Source organism: Streptomyces sp. NPDC093598 (genome assembly GCF_044764825.1).
Taxonomy (GTDB): domain Bacteria; phylum Actinomycetota; class Actinomycetes; order Streptomycetales; family Streptomycetaceae; genus Streptomyces.
Window position 1 is genome coordinate 533,312 of the sequence record NZ_JBIWIV010000003.1, and the last position, 13,780, is coordinate 547,091.

The 13,780-nt window shown below is 72.1% G+C and carries 15 protein-coding genes; 8 read left to right on the plus strand and 7 right to left on the minus strand.

Features of this window, described 5'->3' with window-relative positions; all coding sequences use genetic code 11:
- Positions 1–9: 9 nt before the first annotated feature.
- The 4 genes from ACIRDU_RS14250 to ACIRDU_RS14265 all read left to right on the plus strand — a co-directional run bounded on the left by ACIRDU_RS14250 (position 10) and on the right by ACIRDU_RS14265 (position 4,819).
- Positions 10–627 (plus strand): type 1 glutamine amidotransferase family protein, encoded by a 618-nt coding sequence (locus ACIRDU_RS14250; RefSeq protein WP_403578533.1) that lies wholly within the window; start codon positions 10–12, stop codon positions 625–627.
- Positions 624–1,082, plus strand: a complete 459-nt coding sequence (locus ACIRDU_RS14255) for a MarR family winged helix-turn-helix transcriptional regulator (protein ID WP_403578536.1) — start codon at positions 624–626, stop codon at positions 1,080–1,082. The genes ACIRDU_RS14250 and ACIRDU_RS14255 overlap by 4 nt, the downstream gene beginning before the upstream one ends.
- Positions 1,083–1,161: 79 nt before the next feature.
- On the plus strand, positions 1,162–3,135 hold the full coding sequence (locus ACIRDU_RS14260; protein ID WP_403578539.1) for a serine/threonine-protein kinase: 1,974 nt from the start codon (positions 1,162–1,164) through the stop codon (positions 3,133–3,135).
- Between the two features lie 130 nt (positions 3,136–3,265).
- Positions 3,266–4,819: a substrate-binding domain-containing protein gene (locus tag ACIRDU_RS14265; RefSeq protein ID WP_403578542.1), complete on the plus strand. Its 1,554-nt coding sequence runs from the start codon at positions 3,266–3,268 to the stop codon at positions 4,817–4,819.
- A 6-nt stretch (positions 4,820–4,825) separates the two neighbouring features.
- On the opposite strand, the gene ACIRDU_RS14270 is transcribed toward ACIRDU_RS14265, so the two are convergent.
- Complete coding sequence (locus ACIRDU_RS14270) at positions 4,826–5,584, minus strand: SLATT domain-containing protein (protein WP_403578545.1); 759 nt, start codon at positions 5,582–5,584, stop codon at positions 4,826–4,828.
- Between the two features lie 275 nt (positions 5,585–5,859).
- On the opposite strand from ACIRDU_RS14270, the gene ACIRDU_RS14275 reads away from it, so the two are divergent.
- The 3 genes from ACIRDU_RS14275 (at position 5,860) to ACIRDU_RS14285 (ending at position 7,547) form a co-directional block, all read left to right on the plus strand.
- Entirely contained in the window at positions 5,860–6,201 is a 342-nt protein-coding gene (locus tag ACIRDU_RS14275) for a YbaB/EbfC family nucleoid-associated protein (protein WP_114254461.1), read from the plus strand.
- Between the two features lie 94 nt (positions 6,202–6,295).
- Positions 6,296–6,895, plus strand: coding sequence for a recombination mediator RecR (gene recR, locus ACIRDU_RS14280; RefSeq protein WP_333932126.1), 600 nt, complete (start codon positions 6,296–6,298; stop codon positions 6,893–6,895).
- Positions 6,888–7,547, plus strand: a complete 660-nt coding sequence (locus ACIRDU_RS14285) for a DUF5063 domain-containing protein (RefSeq protein ID WP_403578549.1) — start codon at positions 6,888–6,890, stop codon at positions 7,545–7,547. The genes recR and ACIRDU_RS14285 overlap by 8 nt, the downstream gene beginning before the upstream one ends.
- A gap of 59 nt (positions 7,548–7,606) precedes the next feature.
- Here the strand turns inward: ACIRDU_RS14285 and ACIRDU_RS14290 are convergent, their stop codons facing one another.
- The 4 genes from ACIRDU_RS14290 to ACIRDU_RS14305 form a co-directional block, all read right to left on the minus strand.
- Entirely contained in the window at positions 7,607–8,272 is a 666-nt protein-coding gene (locus ACIRDU_RS14290) for a response regulator (protein WP_403578552.1), read from the minus strand.
- An 18-nt stretch (positions 8,273–8,290) separates the two neighbouring features.
- On the minus strand, positions 8,291–9,220 hold the full coding sequence (locus ACIRDU_RS14295; protein WP_403578555.1) for a hypothetical protein: 930 nt from the start codon (positions 9,218–9,220) through the stop codon (positions 8,291–8,293).
- Position 9,221: 1 nt separating this feature from the next.
- Complete coding sequence (locus ACIRDU_RS14300) at positions 9,222–9,848, minus strand: hypothetical protein (protein ID WP_403578558.1); 627 nt, start codon at positions 9,846–9,848, stop codon at positions 9,222–9,224.
- A 103-nt stretch (positions 9,849–9,951) separates the two neighbouring features.
- On the minus strand, positions 9,952–10,785 hold the full coding sequence (locus ACIRDU_RS14305) for a PhzF family phenazine biosynthesis protein (protein WP_403578561.1): 834 nt from the start codon (positions 10,783–10,785) through the stop codon (positions 9,952–9,954).
- Positions 10,786–10,957: 172 nt separating this feature from the next.
- On the opposite strand from ACIRDU_RS14305, the gene ACIRDU_RS14310 reads away from it, so the two are divergent.
- Entirely contained in the window at positions 10,958–11,482 is a 525-nt protein-coding gene (locus tag ACIRDU_RS14310) for an SgcJ/EcaC family oxidoreductase (protein ID WP_403578564.1), read from the plus strand.
- A gap of 6 nt (positions 11,483–11,488) precedes the next feature.
- Here the strand turns inward: ACIRDU_RS14310 and ACIRDU_RS14315 are convergent, their stop codons facing one another.
- Complete coding sequence (locus ACIRDU_RS14315; RefSeq protein WP_403578567.1) at positions 11,489–12,847, minus strand: sensor histidine kinase; 1,359 nt, start codon at positions 12,845–12,847, stop codon at positions 11,489–11,491.
- Positions 12,844–13,554 carry a response regulator transcription factor gene (locus ACIRDU_RS14320; RefSeq protein ID WP_403578570.1) on the minus strand — a complete coding sequence of 237 codons (711 nt, stop codon included), beginning with the start codon at positions 13,552–13,554 and terminating at the stop codon, positions 12,844–12,846. Before ACIRDU_RS14320 ends, ACIRDU_RS14315 begins: the two co-directional genes overlap by 4 nt.
- Between the last annotated feature and the right edge of the window lie 226 nt (positions 13,555–13,780).

The following is a 13,780-nucleotide window of genomic DNA, read 5'->3' on the forward strand; positions in this document are numbered from 1 at the left end:
GGAGGAACCATGAACGCCACCGGAACGCGCAAGCCCGTCCATCTCGCCGTCTACGACACCCTCGCCGACTGGGAGACCGGCCACGCCACCGCCCACCTCGCCCGCGCCGGCCGGGAGATCCGCACCGTCGGCCCGTCCACCGCCCCCGTGACGAGCGTCGGCGGCCTGCGCATCCAGCCCGACCTGGCCCTGGACGACCTGCGACCCGAGGACAGTGCGCTGCTGATCCTCCCGGGCGCCGATCTCTGGGACACGTCGGACGACCTCGCCCCCTTCGCCCGCACCGCCCGGGCGTTCCTGGACGCGGGTGTCCCGGTCGCCGCCATCTGCGGCGCCACCGCCGGACTCGCCCGGGAGGGCCTGCTCGACGACCGCGACCACACCAGCGCGGTCTCCTTCTACCTGGCCGCGACCGGCTACGCGGGCGGCGGGCGCTACGTCGAGGCCGACGCCGTCACCGACGGCGCCCTGATCACCGCGGGCCCGACCGAGCCCGTCGCCTTCGCCCGGGAGATCCTCCGGCTGCTCGGGGTCTACGAGGGTGAGGTGCTGGACGCCTGGTACCGGCTGTTCCACGACTCCGACGCGGAGGCGTACGGGGTGCTGGAGAAGGCCGGCGCCCTGTGAGCCGGGAGCGTCAGGACCTGCTCAGCCGCAGCGCCCTCGGGGTGTTCAGGCTCAACGGCCAGTTCCTCGCGGTGGCGGAGGAACTGGCCCGGCCCGCCGGGCTCACCGCCGCCTGGTGGCAGGTGCTCGGCGCGGTCCTCGGCGAGCCGTTGCCCGTCTCCGGCATCGCCCGCGCCATGGGCATCACACGGCAGAGCGTGCAGCGCATCGCCGACCTGCTGGTGGAGCGGGGGCTCGCGGAGTACCGGCCGAACCCGGCGCACCGCCGGGCCAAGCTCCTCACGCCGACCGGGGAGGGGCGTGCGGCGATCGCCCGGATCGACCCCGGGCACGCGGCCTTCGCCGACCGGCTGGCCGAGGCGTTCGGGGAGACGGAGCTGGCGGAGGCGGTCCGCGTCCTCGAACGGCTGTCGAAGGTGCTCGAACAGGCTGGTCCGCCTGTTACCGAACCGTAGACGTCGCCCGGGCCACCCCGCCCCGGCCCCGCACTATTCTCGGTCTGTTGCTCGCGTGTGGGGGGAAGGCGGCTGAGCGATGGAGAAGCTGGGGCCCGGGGATCCGCAACGTATCGGTGCGTACCGGCTGCTGGCGCGGCTCGGCGCCGGGGGCATGGGGCACGTCTATCTGGCCCGCTCCGAGCGGGGCCGTACGGTCGCCGTGAAGCTGGTCCGTGAGGAACTCGCCGCGCAGGAGGAGTTCCGGGAGCGGTTCCGGCAGGAGGTGCAGGCGGCGCGGCGGGTCGGCGGGTACTGGACGGCTCCGGTGCTGGACGCGGACACCGAGGCGGCGGTGCCGTGGGTCGCCACGGGTTATGTCGCCGGGCCGAGTCTCCAGCAGGTCGTCGGGCACGACCACGGTGCCCTGCCCGAGCGGACGGTCCGGATCCTCGCGGCCGGGCTCGCGCACGCGCTCAAGGACATCCACGCCGCCGGCATCGTCCACCGCGACCTCAAGCCGTCCAACGTGCTGGTCACCATCGACGGCCCGCGCGTCATCGACTTCGGCATCGCACGCGCCCTGGAGACCGTGACGGACGGCGGGCTCACGCGCACCGGCGCGCTCGTCGGATCGCCCGGCTTCATGGCGCCCGAGCAGGTGCGGGGCGACCGCATCACCCCGGCGTGCGACGTCTTCTGCCTCGGCTCGGTCCTCGCCTACGCCGCGACCGGGGCCCTGCCCTTCGGCACCGCCAACAGCGGCGTGCACGCCCTGATGTTCCGCATCGCCCAGGAGGAACCGGACCTGGAGGGCGTCCCCGAGGGCATCGCCGACCTCGTCCGGGACTGCCTGCGCAAGGACCCCGCCGCCCGGCCCTCCCTCGACCGCGTCCTGCAACGCACGGGCGCGGACGACACCGTCTCCGACGGCCGCGCCCTCGACCCCTGGCTGCCGAGCGCACTGGTGGCCCAACTGGGGCGGCACGCCGTGCGGTTGCTGGACGCGGAGGATCCGGAGGGGGCCGGCTCAGCCGAGGGAGCGGGTTCTCCCGAGCCGCCCGCCGATCAGCGGGCTTCCGGCCCCGACGAGAACCCCGGCCCCGGCCCCACCCCCGAACACGCCCCCGCCGCCGACGAGTCGTCGCCGCGCCCCGCGCTGCCGGCGGCCCCCGCGGCGGCGCCCGCCGCGACCCCCGGCCCGCCCCCGCCGGGCCTGCCGGGCGAGGGCCCGCCGGTGAACCATCTGCCCACCATGGTCGCCGGTCAGAGCGCGCCCCCGGCGCCCCGGCAACTCCCGGGCACGGGCGCCCCGTCCCACCCGCAACCGCAACCGCAGCCGCCCCCGTACCCGATGTACGGCTACCCCCAGCAGCACCCCCAGCCCGGTGCCCCGGGCGTCGCACCGCCCCACCCCGCCTACGGCGGCCTCGGCTCCACCCCGCCCTACGGCCCGCCGCCCTACGGCACGACCCCGCCCTACGGCCCCCCGCAGCCGGAGCGGGGAAGAGACGGCCGTTCCACCGTGCTGCTCCTTGTGATCGCCCTGGTCGTCGCGCTCGCCGCGGGCGGGTCGGTGTACGCGCTGATGCAGGGCGGCGGCGACGACCGGGCCGACGACGGCCCCGGCCCCACACAGAGCACGGGCGCGCCGCCGACCACCCCGGGCCCGTCCCCCACGACCTCGCGGCCGGACACCTCCCCCTCTCCGGGAGACGGCACGATCCCGGCCGGGTACCTCGGCACCTGGACCACGAGCATCGACAACGCCGACGGCGCGCACAGCCGTTCGCTCACCATCCAGCAGGGCGAACCGGGCGACACGGTCCTGTCCCTCGTGGCCGACGGCCCGACCAAGGGCGGCGGCACCTACCACTGCGTGTTCGAGGGGCGGCTGACCGCGGAACCCGGCTCCGACGGCGCGCTGAGGATCGGCCCGTCCACCGTGAAGGTCGGGCAGCCGCGCACCGCCTGCACCCCGGGCGCGCCCACCGAGGTCACCCTCCTCCCGGACGGCAGGCTCCAGCGTGTGAACACCAGCAGCGGGGAGCGGCTGACGTACACGAGGCAGTGACCAACTCCCGGTCGCAAGCGACTCGTTGAACGTCGGGCGAATTCCGGCCGACGAAGGCCGGATGGGCGCCCGTACGGCCGTACGGTGACCGGACGAGCGAATCGTCCGGGCGGCGGCGGGGGCACCCACGATGCAGTGGCTGAGCGCGGAGAACCTCGTGGCCGTGGCCACGGCCCTCCTCGGCATCATCGCCTCGGGCGTGATGGTCTGGTACGAACGCCGGGTACCGCGCCGCAAACGCATCGGCTACCGCGTGCAGATGGACAATCCCATCGGCGACGACGTGCGCTCGGGCCGCGCCAACCGCCGCCTCGGCCTGTTCGACGAGGCTCCCGACATGTCCGACGCGACTCTCGTCCTGCTGCGCATCGAGAACGACGGCTCGCAGGGCATCGACCGCGACGACTACACCGGCCCCGAACTCCACGGCCTGACCGCGGTGTTCACCGGCCGCACGGTCCGCGGTGTCTCGGTCACCCAGCCGTCGGACACCGACCACCTCATGGACCACTTCACGGCCGGCCGCGGCTTCGCCTACGACGGGAACACGCTGCACATCCCGCGCGTCCCGCTCAACCGCGGCGACCACTTCAAGCTTCTCGTCCTCCTCTCCGGCGGTGACGTCGGCGACGAGATCCGGCTGGTCGGCGGCCTGCGCGACGGCGAGGTGCACCCCAACCGCAGCGCCACCCCGGACGAGAAGCCGCCGCTGTTCAGCAGGGCCGCACGGCTGATCACCATCGCGCTCACGGCGAGCGTGGTCACCCTGGCGGCGATCGTCGTCGCCCAGGACGACACCCCGCCCCCGATCGGCTGCGCGAGCGGCACCCTCACCCTCACCGGCTCGACCGCGTTCGCACCCGTCCTGCGCGAGGTGGCCGCGAAATACGAGCGGGACTGCGGCGGCGACCCGGTCATCGACGTGGACGCCCACGGTTCGACGGCCGGAATACGCGAGCTCACGGCCGCCGGCGACCGGGCGAAACGGGACTCCGAGGGCTCCCCGCCGGTCGTGGCCCTGTCGGACGGCCCCAAGCCGGCCGGTCTGCCCGACCTGCGGGAGAACCGGGTGGCGGTGTCCGTCTTCGCGCTCGTGGTCCACGACGACGTGAAGCTGACCAACCTGTCCACCGACGACGTCCGGCGCCTCTACCGGGGCGAGATCCGCAACTGGCGGCAGCTCGGCGGCCCCGACCTGCCCGTGCACCTCGTCAGCCGGGACGCCAACTCCGGGACGCGGCAGGTCTTCCAGCGCCGGGTGCTGGGCCGGGGCGAGATCGCCAACTCCTCCGTCGACTGCGTCCACAAGGACGACCCGACGGCGGCCGTCCTGCGCTGCGAACTCGACTCCACCGAACAGGTCCTGGCCACGGTCGCCGGCCTGCCCGGCGCCATCGGCTACAGCGAACTCAACCTGGCCGCCCGCGCGAAGGGCCTGCACTCCCTGCGTCTGGACGGCGACCCCGCCTCGGTCGACGCCATCGAGCACGGCTCCAGCGACTACCCCTACCGCGAGATCGAGTACGCCTACACCTACGGCCGGCCCCCGGCCGACTCCCTGGCGTCGAGCTTCCTGACGTACCTGGCCCGCGGCAACGGCCAGGACGTCGTCCGCACCCACGGCCACGTGCCGTGCTGGACACCGGAGGGGCTCACTCTGTGCGCGCAGGACGACGGAAGCTGAGGCCTCTCACCTGGGCTCCGGGGGCCGCTGCCGGGGCATGTTCGGCCGGGCGCCCCCTGCCGGGGGCACAGCGAACCGCCCGTTCACCCCCGCCTCGGCCCCGCGTCCCGGTCCCGGGAACACCACCGCCTGCAATCCCACCGGCGCGGCGCCCCCGGACCGGAACTCCCCCATCCAGTCCGCGGTCTCCACCCGCACCAGCTCCGTCACGTCCTCGGAGAACCTGCGCAGCACCCCCAGGCACCGTTCGGCGGCCTCGCCGGCCGTCCCCTCCGCCGGCCCCAGCACCTCGCGTACGCTCTCCGCCGCCCAGTCGAACTGCAACGCCTGCAGCCGCCGCTGCACGGCCTGCGCGGTGGCCACGTCCCGCATCCACCCGGACGTCACCCCGAAGTACCGGTCGGCGGCCACGCACGCGGCGCCCAGCAGCAGCGCCAGACACCCCCAGGGGGCGATCCCGCCCACGACGCCGGTCAGGTCCAGCAGGGGCAGTGCGACCCCGGTGACCGCCCCGGCCGCGGCCCCGCAGCGCAGCACCCGCGCGCACCGCCGCTTCCACACCCGGTCCACGAGATACCAGGCCGCCGTCCGCAGCGCCCCGTGCTCCACCCACCGGTACAGCTCGTCCAGCCGGACCGCCGGCTCGCCCCAGTCCCCGAGCGGAAAGACCCGCCCGGTCAGATCGCCCGGCCGCAGCCCGGCCGCCGCCTGCTCGCCCCGCCCGTCCTGAGGCGGCCCCTCGGGCTGCATCTCCGGCTGACCCACCCGGCACTCCTCACTGACCACGAATGACCACGTACGGTTCACTCACAAATCACGCTGCGCGATGGACGACATCCGCATCCCCGGCGCGCCCGACTCTTCCTACCTCCCAATGGGTGGCGAAGGCGTAGCTTTCGCCTCTTTTCCGCCCGGAAGTATTCCTTGATCAGGTATAGGGCGCGAGGGGGACTCACTCGAAAGAGTGCTGGGGCGACGGCTGCCCCGACCACGTAGGCTCGTGCCGAACGGGAAAACCCGTACCGAGCAAGGAGCTGATCGTGATCCCCGGTGGTGGCCAGCCCAATATGCAGCAGCTGCTCCAGCAGGCCCAGAAGATGCAACAGGACCTGGCGCGGGCGCAGGAGGAACTGGCGCAGACGGAGGTCGACGGGCAGGCGGGCGGCGGTCTGGTGACGGCCACCGTCACCGGCGCCGGCGAGCTGCGCGCCCTGAAGATCGACCCGAAGGCGGTGGACCCGGAGGACACCGAGACCCTCGCCGACCTGGTCGTGGCGGCCGTCCAGGCGGCCAACGAGAACGCGCAGGCGCTCCAGCAGCAGAAGCTGGGCCCCCTCGCGCAGGGCCTCGGCGGCGGCGGCATCCCCGGCCTGCCGTTCTGACCCCGCGCACCGCCTTCCTCGGAGAGGCGGCTGACAACTACGGTACGTACGGGTGGGTGCGTACCGACCCCGAAGACCCAGGAAGGGCAGTCCGTTGTACGAAGGCGTGGTCCAGGACCTGATCGACGAGCTGGGGCGACTGCCCGGCGTCGGTCCGAAGAGCGCCCAGCGGATCGCCTTCCACATCCTCCAGGCCGAGCCGACGGACGTCCGGCGTCTCGCGCAGGCGCTGATGGAGGTCAAGGCGAAGGTCCGCTTCTGCGCGGCCTGCGGCAACGTCGCGCAGGAGGAGCTGTGCAACATCTGCCGCGACACCCGCCGCGACCCGGCCGTCATCTGCGTGGTCGAGGAGCCGAAGGACGTCGTGGCGATCGAGCGCACGCGTGAGTTCCGGGGCCGCTACCACGTCCTGGGCGGCGCGATCAGCCCCATCGACGGGGTGGGTCCCGACGACCTGCGCATCAGGGAACTGCTGGCCCGTCTCGCCGACGGCACGGTCACCGAGCTGATCCTCGCCACGGACCCGAACCTGGAGGGCGAGGCGACAGCGACGTACCTCGCCCGCATGATCAAGCCCATGGGCCTGAAGGTCACCCGCCTGGCCAGCGGCCTCCCGGTGGGTGGCGACCTGGAATACGCGGACGAGGTCACGCTCGGACGCGCCTTCGAGGGGAGACGACTCCTAGATGTCTGACGCCACGCTGCACGCGACCGACCAGAACCCGGACGATTTCGCGGTCCAGATCGCGGACCAGGTCGAGAGCTTCCTGGTCGCCGTCACGGAGGTCGCGAAGGGCGACGAGCCGGAATCGGCCGTGCCCTTCCTCCTCCTGGAGGTCTCCCAGCTCCTGCTGGCCGGCGGCCGCCTCGGCGCCCACGAGGACATCGTCCCCGACGAGCGCTACGAGCCCGACACGGGCCCGGACGCGGACGTCGACGAACTCCGTGAGAACCTGGCCCGCCTGCTGGACCCCGTCGACGTCTACTCCGAGGTCTTCGACCCCTACGAGCCGCGCAAGGCCCCGGTCCCGGCCCGCATCTCCGACGACCTCACGGACGTGATCACGGACCTGCGCCACGGCATGGCCCACTACCGGGCCGGCCGCACCACGGAGGCCCTGTGGTGGTGGCAGTTCTCCTACTTCTCCAACTGGGGCTCCACCGCCTCGGCCACCCTCCGCGCCCTCCAGTCGGTCCTCGCCCACGTCCGCCTCGACCAGCCCCTGGCCGAACTCGACGGACTGGACACGGACCAGGGGATGGGCGACGACACGCTGGAGATCGAGGCGGGCCGGGTGATGGTGGAGGAGATCGCCGGGCCGCTGGGGCTGCGCGAGGTCAAGTAGCCGTCCGGCGGGCCGGGTCGGGGCTCGGAAGAACACACCGCGGCCCCGTACGGCGGCAGTTACCCGTCGGCCGCTCCCGGGAACTCGCCCGCGTCGTGCAGCAGATCGAAGAGCTTCACCGGTGACCACGCCACCCCGTTGCCGCCCGCGGTGGCGATCTCCTCCTTCCTCGCCAGGGTCTTGGTGCTCGCGTAGACGAACACCGGTGTCGTGTCGTCGAAGCTCCGGATCTCGCGGATGAGGTCCAGTCCGGCGTCCGTGTTGTATCCGGCGGGTTCGCTCCGGCCCATGTCCGAGATCACGGCGTCGAAGGGGGGCCGTGCCTTGTGCAGCGCACGGACGCCCTCCCCGGTCGACGTGGCGTGCACCACCTCCACCCCCAGTGACTGGAGTTGGGCGGTCTCATAGGCGTTGTTTGCCGGCTGGTCGTCCACCCACAGCACTCTGCGCAGCACACCGGGCGGCCGCTCGGTCTGCTCGGACGGCTCCTCCTGCCCCTCGCTCGCGCTGACGGCCGTGAGCCGCTGCTGGATGTCCGCAGTGGCCTCCACCAGCTTGTCGGAGAACTGCTGCACGGTCAGCTCGGCGTCCCCCATGCGGACGGTGAAGTTGCCCCTGCCCGCGATGTTCTTGATCACGGGGAACAACCGCCAGACCACGACCGAGGCGAACAGCGGCCAGGCGAGACCGGTGAGGGCCCCGATCAAGGCGCTCGCTTCCTTCATGTCATCCTTCCGCAGGCGTTACAACGAGGGGTCGCGAGGAGGGCCGAGGTCCGGCCCTGGTGGCCCCGCCACCCGCAACCCGATGCTCAGGGGCACTCTGGCGAGGGCCGGCAGTTCACCGATGAACTCCGTCAGCAGTCGGCGCATCCTGAGCACGCCGAACCGCCGTGCCCCCATCGCCATCGCCCCGATCACGTCCAAGTCCGCGACATCGACGGGGGCCGCCGCCTTGAACCACGTCAGCTCGTTCGCCATGGCAAGATCGATCGACTTGGCGTACGCCCGGGACAGCTCGGCCAGCGTGGCGACGTAGGACCGCGCCGAGCGGTCGTCGTCCGCCTCCATAAGGTCCAGGGCCAGTCCCCAGAACATCCGAACGGGCATGGCCAGGGAGCCCACCGGGACCACGCCCACTCGGTGGGGCGACTCGGTGGCGAATCGAGTGAGTGCGGCCCTGGCATCCGAGTCGCGGCCGGCCAGCGAGGCGCATGCCAGCAGCAGATAGACCTGCTGCTGCGGATGGTCCAGAAGGCGGTCTGGCTCGCGTCTCCCAGCGCCGTTCAGGAGTCGTCGAGTCCACTGGGCGAGGGGGGACGGCTCGACATCCTCGCGTGTGACATCCCTGGGTGTGACGTTCTCGGGTACCAGCGAGGCCTGGAGGAACGCGCCGAACGCGAGACCGGCCCTGGTGAACAGTTGGGCTGCCACCGGGAGCGTCTGCAGACGGGCCCCGTCCGGATCGACCAGCAGGCGCCACTGGCCGGCCAGCCGGTAGGCCGAGGCGGCCTCGACCAGGGCACTCCTGCTCGGCCTTCCGGCCGATTCCGACTCCGCTTCCGCAAGGACGAGGCGAGCGTAGGCCTCGTGGAAGTCGGCGGCCATCTCGACCTGTCCGGAGGACAGTTGCAGGGCGCGCAGGGGCGAGGGATCCGACTGCGGAAACGTCATCTCAGACCAGATCCCGGACATTGCTCAGCGCCTCGGGCTCCGTGAAGTGGGGATTGAGGTACTCCCACTCCTTCCGGAGCACTCCCCCCGCGCGGTCCCAGGTCCACTTCTCGCAGCCGCGCACCTGCGTCGCGGGCACGTAGACCTTGGCCGTCACTTCGCCCTCGGTCTGGAACGGCGAATACCTGCGGTAGGTGTTCAGGTCCCGGACCTCCTCGGCGACCCCGGGCACCGACACGGCCGAACGTGGCGCCAACAGCACCCAGCAGGTGTACAGGTAGGCCTCCCGCTGAGTGCCGAACTGGGTGCCGAACCACAGCGCGGTGTGGCGGGCGGTGTGGACGAAGTTGGTCTTCGCCACCGCGTCCCGCTCCACCGTCCCGCACGAGAGGGAAATGAACGGGCTCTCCTCGCAAAACGGCAGACCGGTGGCCGGGTCCCGTCTCTCGAAGTGATTGACGTGCCGGTCCAGGTTCTGCTCGGTGAGCTTGGCCGCGAACTCGGACAGCGAGACCCGGCCGTACTTCAGCATCCAGCGGCTGGAGATCCCGGCCTGTCCGTCGATGAGCGCACGAGCCTCGTCGCCACCCGGCAGCGACAGCCCTTTGATGCACCACTGCACGATCATGGTCGCCTCCCCCGACAGCGATGTGCGCGAGCATTTCAGCGTAGGGCAACGCGCCCCTCAGAAGGGGGCGTTCAACTCGTATTGCTGGGGAGGCTTTCGGTGGTCAGAGGCGTACGGCCGTCCCCGTCACGCCGATTCCCGTGTCCCCCGCCGGTACCGTCACGATGATCGTGCTCGGGCGGCCCATGTCCACGCCCTGGTGGATGGTGAGCTCGGCGGGGGTGGTGACGAGGCCGAGCTCGCGCAGGTAACCGCCGAACGCGGCCGCCGCCGCTCCCGTCGCCGGGTCCTCGACCACACCGCCGGGCGGGAACGGGTTGCGGGCGTGGAAGACGGTGGGTGACTCCCGTTGGACGAGGTCGATCGTGGTCCAGTCCCTGCGGGCCATGAGGGCGGTGAGCGCGGCCATGTCGTAGTCCAGGTCCGTCAGCCGGTCCCGGGTCGCGGCGGCGACGACCGGGTGCCAGGCCCCGGCGAAGGCCACACGGGGCGGCAGGGCCGGGTCCAGGTCCCCGGCGGACCAGCCCAGGATCGCCAGCAGTTCGGCGAGATCGGCCTCCTCGAGCGGGGCGGTGCGCGGGGCGACGCTCACCAGGGTCGCCACGAGTGTGCCGTCCGCCGTCCGGTCCGTGGTGACGGTGACCGGGCCCGCCGCGGTGCGCAGCAGCAGCCGCCCGGTGCCGTGCCGCTCCGCGTGGGCGACGGCCGTGGCGATCGTCGCGTGGCCGCAGAACGGCACCTCGGCGAGCGGGCTGAAGTACCGGACGTCCAGGGAGCCGTCGCCGGACTCCACCGCGAACGCCGTCTCCGAATAGCCCAGTTCGGCCGCCGTCGCCAGCATCACCGCGTCGTCGGCGCCGCTCGCGTCGAGCACCACCCCCGCGGGGTTGCCCCCCTCGGGATCCGTGCTGAACGCCACGTAGCGCAATATCTCCATGGGCCGACGGTAGCGCCCGGCTCCCGGCCACGCAGCGTGATTTGGAGGCTCCTTGTACGGCCCCTGTACGCGGGCTGCACGGCCCCTAACCGGTGAGACGCGAGGCTGGAGTCACTTCCACCGCACAGAACGCGGAGGCAAGCCGACTCCCCACGATCTCACCGGAGATGTCATGAACCGTCGCCCCGCCCGCCGACGCATAGCCGTCGCCACCGCCACCGCAGTCCTGGCCGCCGGCACCTTCGCCCTCGGTGCCGGGGTCGCCGGAGCCGACGCCGGGAGCACGTCCGGGAAGCAGGCCAAGCCGGCGACCAAGGCGCAGGTGCTCGGGCTGTTCGACCAGTGGAACGCCGCGCTGCAGACCGGTGACCCGAAGAAGGTCGCCGACCTGTACGCGAAGGACGCCGTCCTGCTGCCGACCGTCTCCAACCAGGTCCGCACGGACAGAGCCGCCATCGTCGACTACTTCGAGCACTTCCTGCAGAGCAAGCCGAAGGGCACGAAGATCGAGTCCGTCGTCAACGTCCTCGACCGCGACACCGTCATCGACACCGGCGTGTACGAGTTCGCGCTCACCGACCACGACACGGGCGAGAAGAGCACCGTCAAGGCCCGCTACACCTACGCCTACGAGAAGCAGCCGAACGGCACGTGGCTGATCGTGAACCACCACTCCTCGAAGATGCCGCAGGGCTGAGCCGGGTCAGCCGCCGCCCCGGTGGGACGCCCGTAGCGTGATCGTCACGCACAGGCCGCCATCCGGAGCGTCCGTCAGCGCCACGGTCCCGCCGTCGTCCGTCGCCAGCTGTTTGACGACGGCGAGACCGAGGCCGGAGCCGGACTTCCCGGTCAGGCCCTGGCCCCGCCAGAAGCGGTCGAAGGCACGGGACTTCTCGGCGTCCGACATGCCGGGCCCCTCGTCCAGGACCGACACCCCCACCACATCGCCTCTGGGATCCACCCGCACGGTGATCGTCCCGCCGTCGGGCGAGACCTCCAGGGCGTTGGAGAGCACGTTGTCCAGCATCTGGTCCAGATGACCGGGACTGGCCAGCACAGACAGCCGGCCGTCGGCACTCCCCCCGAGCGCGATGGTGACTCCGCGTTCGTCGGCGGCCGGCCTCCACACGGCGAGCCGCTCCCGCACGATGTCCATCAGCGGGAGCGGCTCGGCCGCCGTCACCTTCGCCTCGGCCCGGGCCAGCACCAGCAGCCCGCTGACCAGCCGGCTCATCCGGACGACCTCCGCCGTCGCCTGCTCCACGTCCTCCCGTACGAACTCGTCGTCCACCCCGTCCGCGATGTTGTCCAGGGACAGCCGCAACGCCGTGAGGGGGGTGCGCAGCTGGTGGGAGGCGTCCGCGACGAAGATGCGCTGGGCCGCGATCAGGGTGTCCAGGCGTTCGGCGCCCTGGTTGAGGGTGCGCGCCAGGGTCTGGGTCTCCGGCGGGCCCGTCACGGGGGAGCGGGCGGTCAGATCGCCGTCGCTGAACCTGCTGGCCATGTCGTTGAGCTGGCGCAGCGGCCGGGTGAGGCGCCGGGCCACCGCGACGCCGAGCAGCGCGGCCACCCCGAGGACGAGCACGGCGAGGACCGCGCGGAAGCCCCAGATCCGCCACAGGCGGCTGGTCATCTCGCCGGTCGAGTACACGACCCGTACGGCGCCGACGACCCGGTCCGTGCCGGCCGCGCGGGCGGGCACGGTGATCACAAGCTCGGGGCCCCAGATGAAGGAGGAGCCCCAGTCGGTGGTGGGCCTGCCGTCCTTCAGGGCCCGGGTGAGCGCCGCGTCCGCCGTCGGCCGCGGCAGGTCCGCCGGGCAGCTCGCGGTGCGGGTCACCTGGATCTCGTCGTCGTAGGCCTTGGCCATCTCCTCCAGTGCCTGGCAGGAGGCGGCCCGGCCGTCGCCCAGCAGCAGGGCCATGGCATCGGCCTCGCGCATGACGGCCGACCTGGTGTCATCGCGCAGCTGGCCCGTGAGCGTGAACGCCACCGGCACGGTGAACAGGGCGATGGCGACCGCGACGAGCAGGACGTAGCTGCGGACGAGCTGGCGGATCATGAGGCGCCGCCGCTCCCGCCCGCGTCGGTGTCCCCGGTGATCTCCAGCCGGAAGCCGACCCCGCGCACCGCCTCGATGGTGATCGCCCCCGCGAGCTTGCGCCGCAGCGCCGCCACGTGCACGTCCAGCGTCTTCGTCGGCCCGAACCAGTTCGCGTCCCAGACCGCTTCCATGATCTGCTCGCGCGACATCAGCGCCCCGGGCTCCTCGGTGAGGAAGGCCAGCAGGTCGTACTCCTTGGGCGCGAGGGCGACCTCCTCGCCGTCCAGGCGCACCCGGGCCGCCTTGCGGTCGACGGTCAGGCGCGTGCCGTAGCGGTCGGGGCCCGCGGCAGGCGTGTCCGCGGGGGTGCGGGGCTGCATGCGGCGCATGACCGCCCTGATCCGCGCGATGACCTCCCGGACACCGAACGGCTTGGAGACGTAGTCGTCCGCGCCGAGCTCCAGGCCGACCACCCGGTCCGTCTCGTCGCTGCGGGCGCTGATCACGATGATCGGCACGTCGCCGCGCTCGCGCAGCGCCTTGCAGACGTCCAGGCCGTCGGTGTCGGGCAGACCGAGATCCAGCAGGACGACCTCGTAGGGGCCCTCGTGCCGCAGGGCCGCCTCGCCCGTGGTGACCCACTCGACCTCGAAGCCGTAGCGCCTCAGGCCACGGCGCAGGGACTCGGCGACCGATTCATCGTCTTCCACCAGGAGTACGCGCACATCCGCACCCTAATGCTTGAAAGTTGTCTGATCGGGAACTCGTGGGGGTCGACTGTGACGCCGGGCACTTTCTCGCGTGGCCTGTGCCCAGATGGGCATGAGCGACTCTGGACGGGCGGGCCGAGATCTCACCATGCGATATCGCGGAGGGGTTTTTCGGACGCTCGTTAGACTGAGCCGACCGCGGTACGAATGCGTATGAGCGGACAGAGACGGATTGAGCGAG

Bases quoted from the DNA above. Each gene is read 5' to 3' on its own strand.
- ACIRDU_RS14250 (WP_403578533.1), top strand. From the start codon at position 10: ATGAACGCCACCGGAACGCGCAAGCCCGTCCATCTCGCCGTCTACGAC.
- ACIRDU_RS14260 (WP_403578539.1), top strand. From the start codon at position 1,162: ATGGAGAAGCTGGGGCCCGGGGATCCGCAACGTATCGGTGCGTACCGG.
- ACIRDU_RS14265 (WP_403578542.1), top strand. From the start codon at position 3,266: ATGCAGTGGCTGAGCGCGGAGAACCTCGTGGCCGTGGCCACGGCCCTC.
- ACIRDU_RS14285 (WP_403578549.1), top strand. From the start codon at position 6,888: ATGTCTGACGCCACGCTGCACGCGACCGACCAGAACCCGGACGATTTC.
- ACIRDU_RS14290 (WP_403578552.1), bottom strand. From the start codon at position 8,272: ATGAAGGAAGCGAGCGCCTTGATCGGGGCCCTCACCGGTCTCGCCTGG.
- ACIRDU_RS14295 (WP_403578555.1), bottom strand. From the start codon at position 9,220: ATGACGTTTCCGCAGTCGGATCCCTCGCCCCTGCGCGCCCTGCAACTG.
- ACIRDU_RS14300 (WP_403578558.1), bottom strand. From the start codon at position 9,848: ATGATCGTGCAGTGGTGCATCAAAGGGCTGTCGCTGCCGGGTGGCGAC.
- ACIRDU_RS14305 (WP_403578561.1), bottom strand. From the start codon at position 10,785: ATGGAGATATTGCGCTACGTGGCGTTCAGCACGGATCCCGAGGGGGGC.
- ACIRDU_RS14310 (WP_403578564.1), top strand. From the start codon at position 10,958: ATGAACCGTCGCCCCGCCCGCCGACGCATAGCCGTCGCCACCGCCACC.
- ACIRDU_RS14315 (WP_403578567.1), bottom strand. From the start codon at position 12,847: ATGATCCGCCAGCTCGTCCGCAGCTACGTCCTGCTCGTCGCGGTCGCC.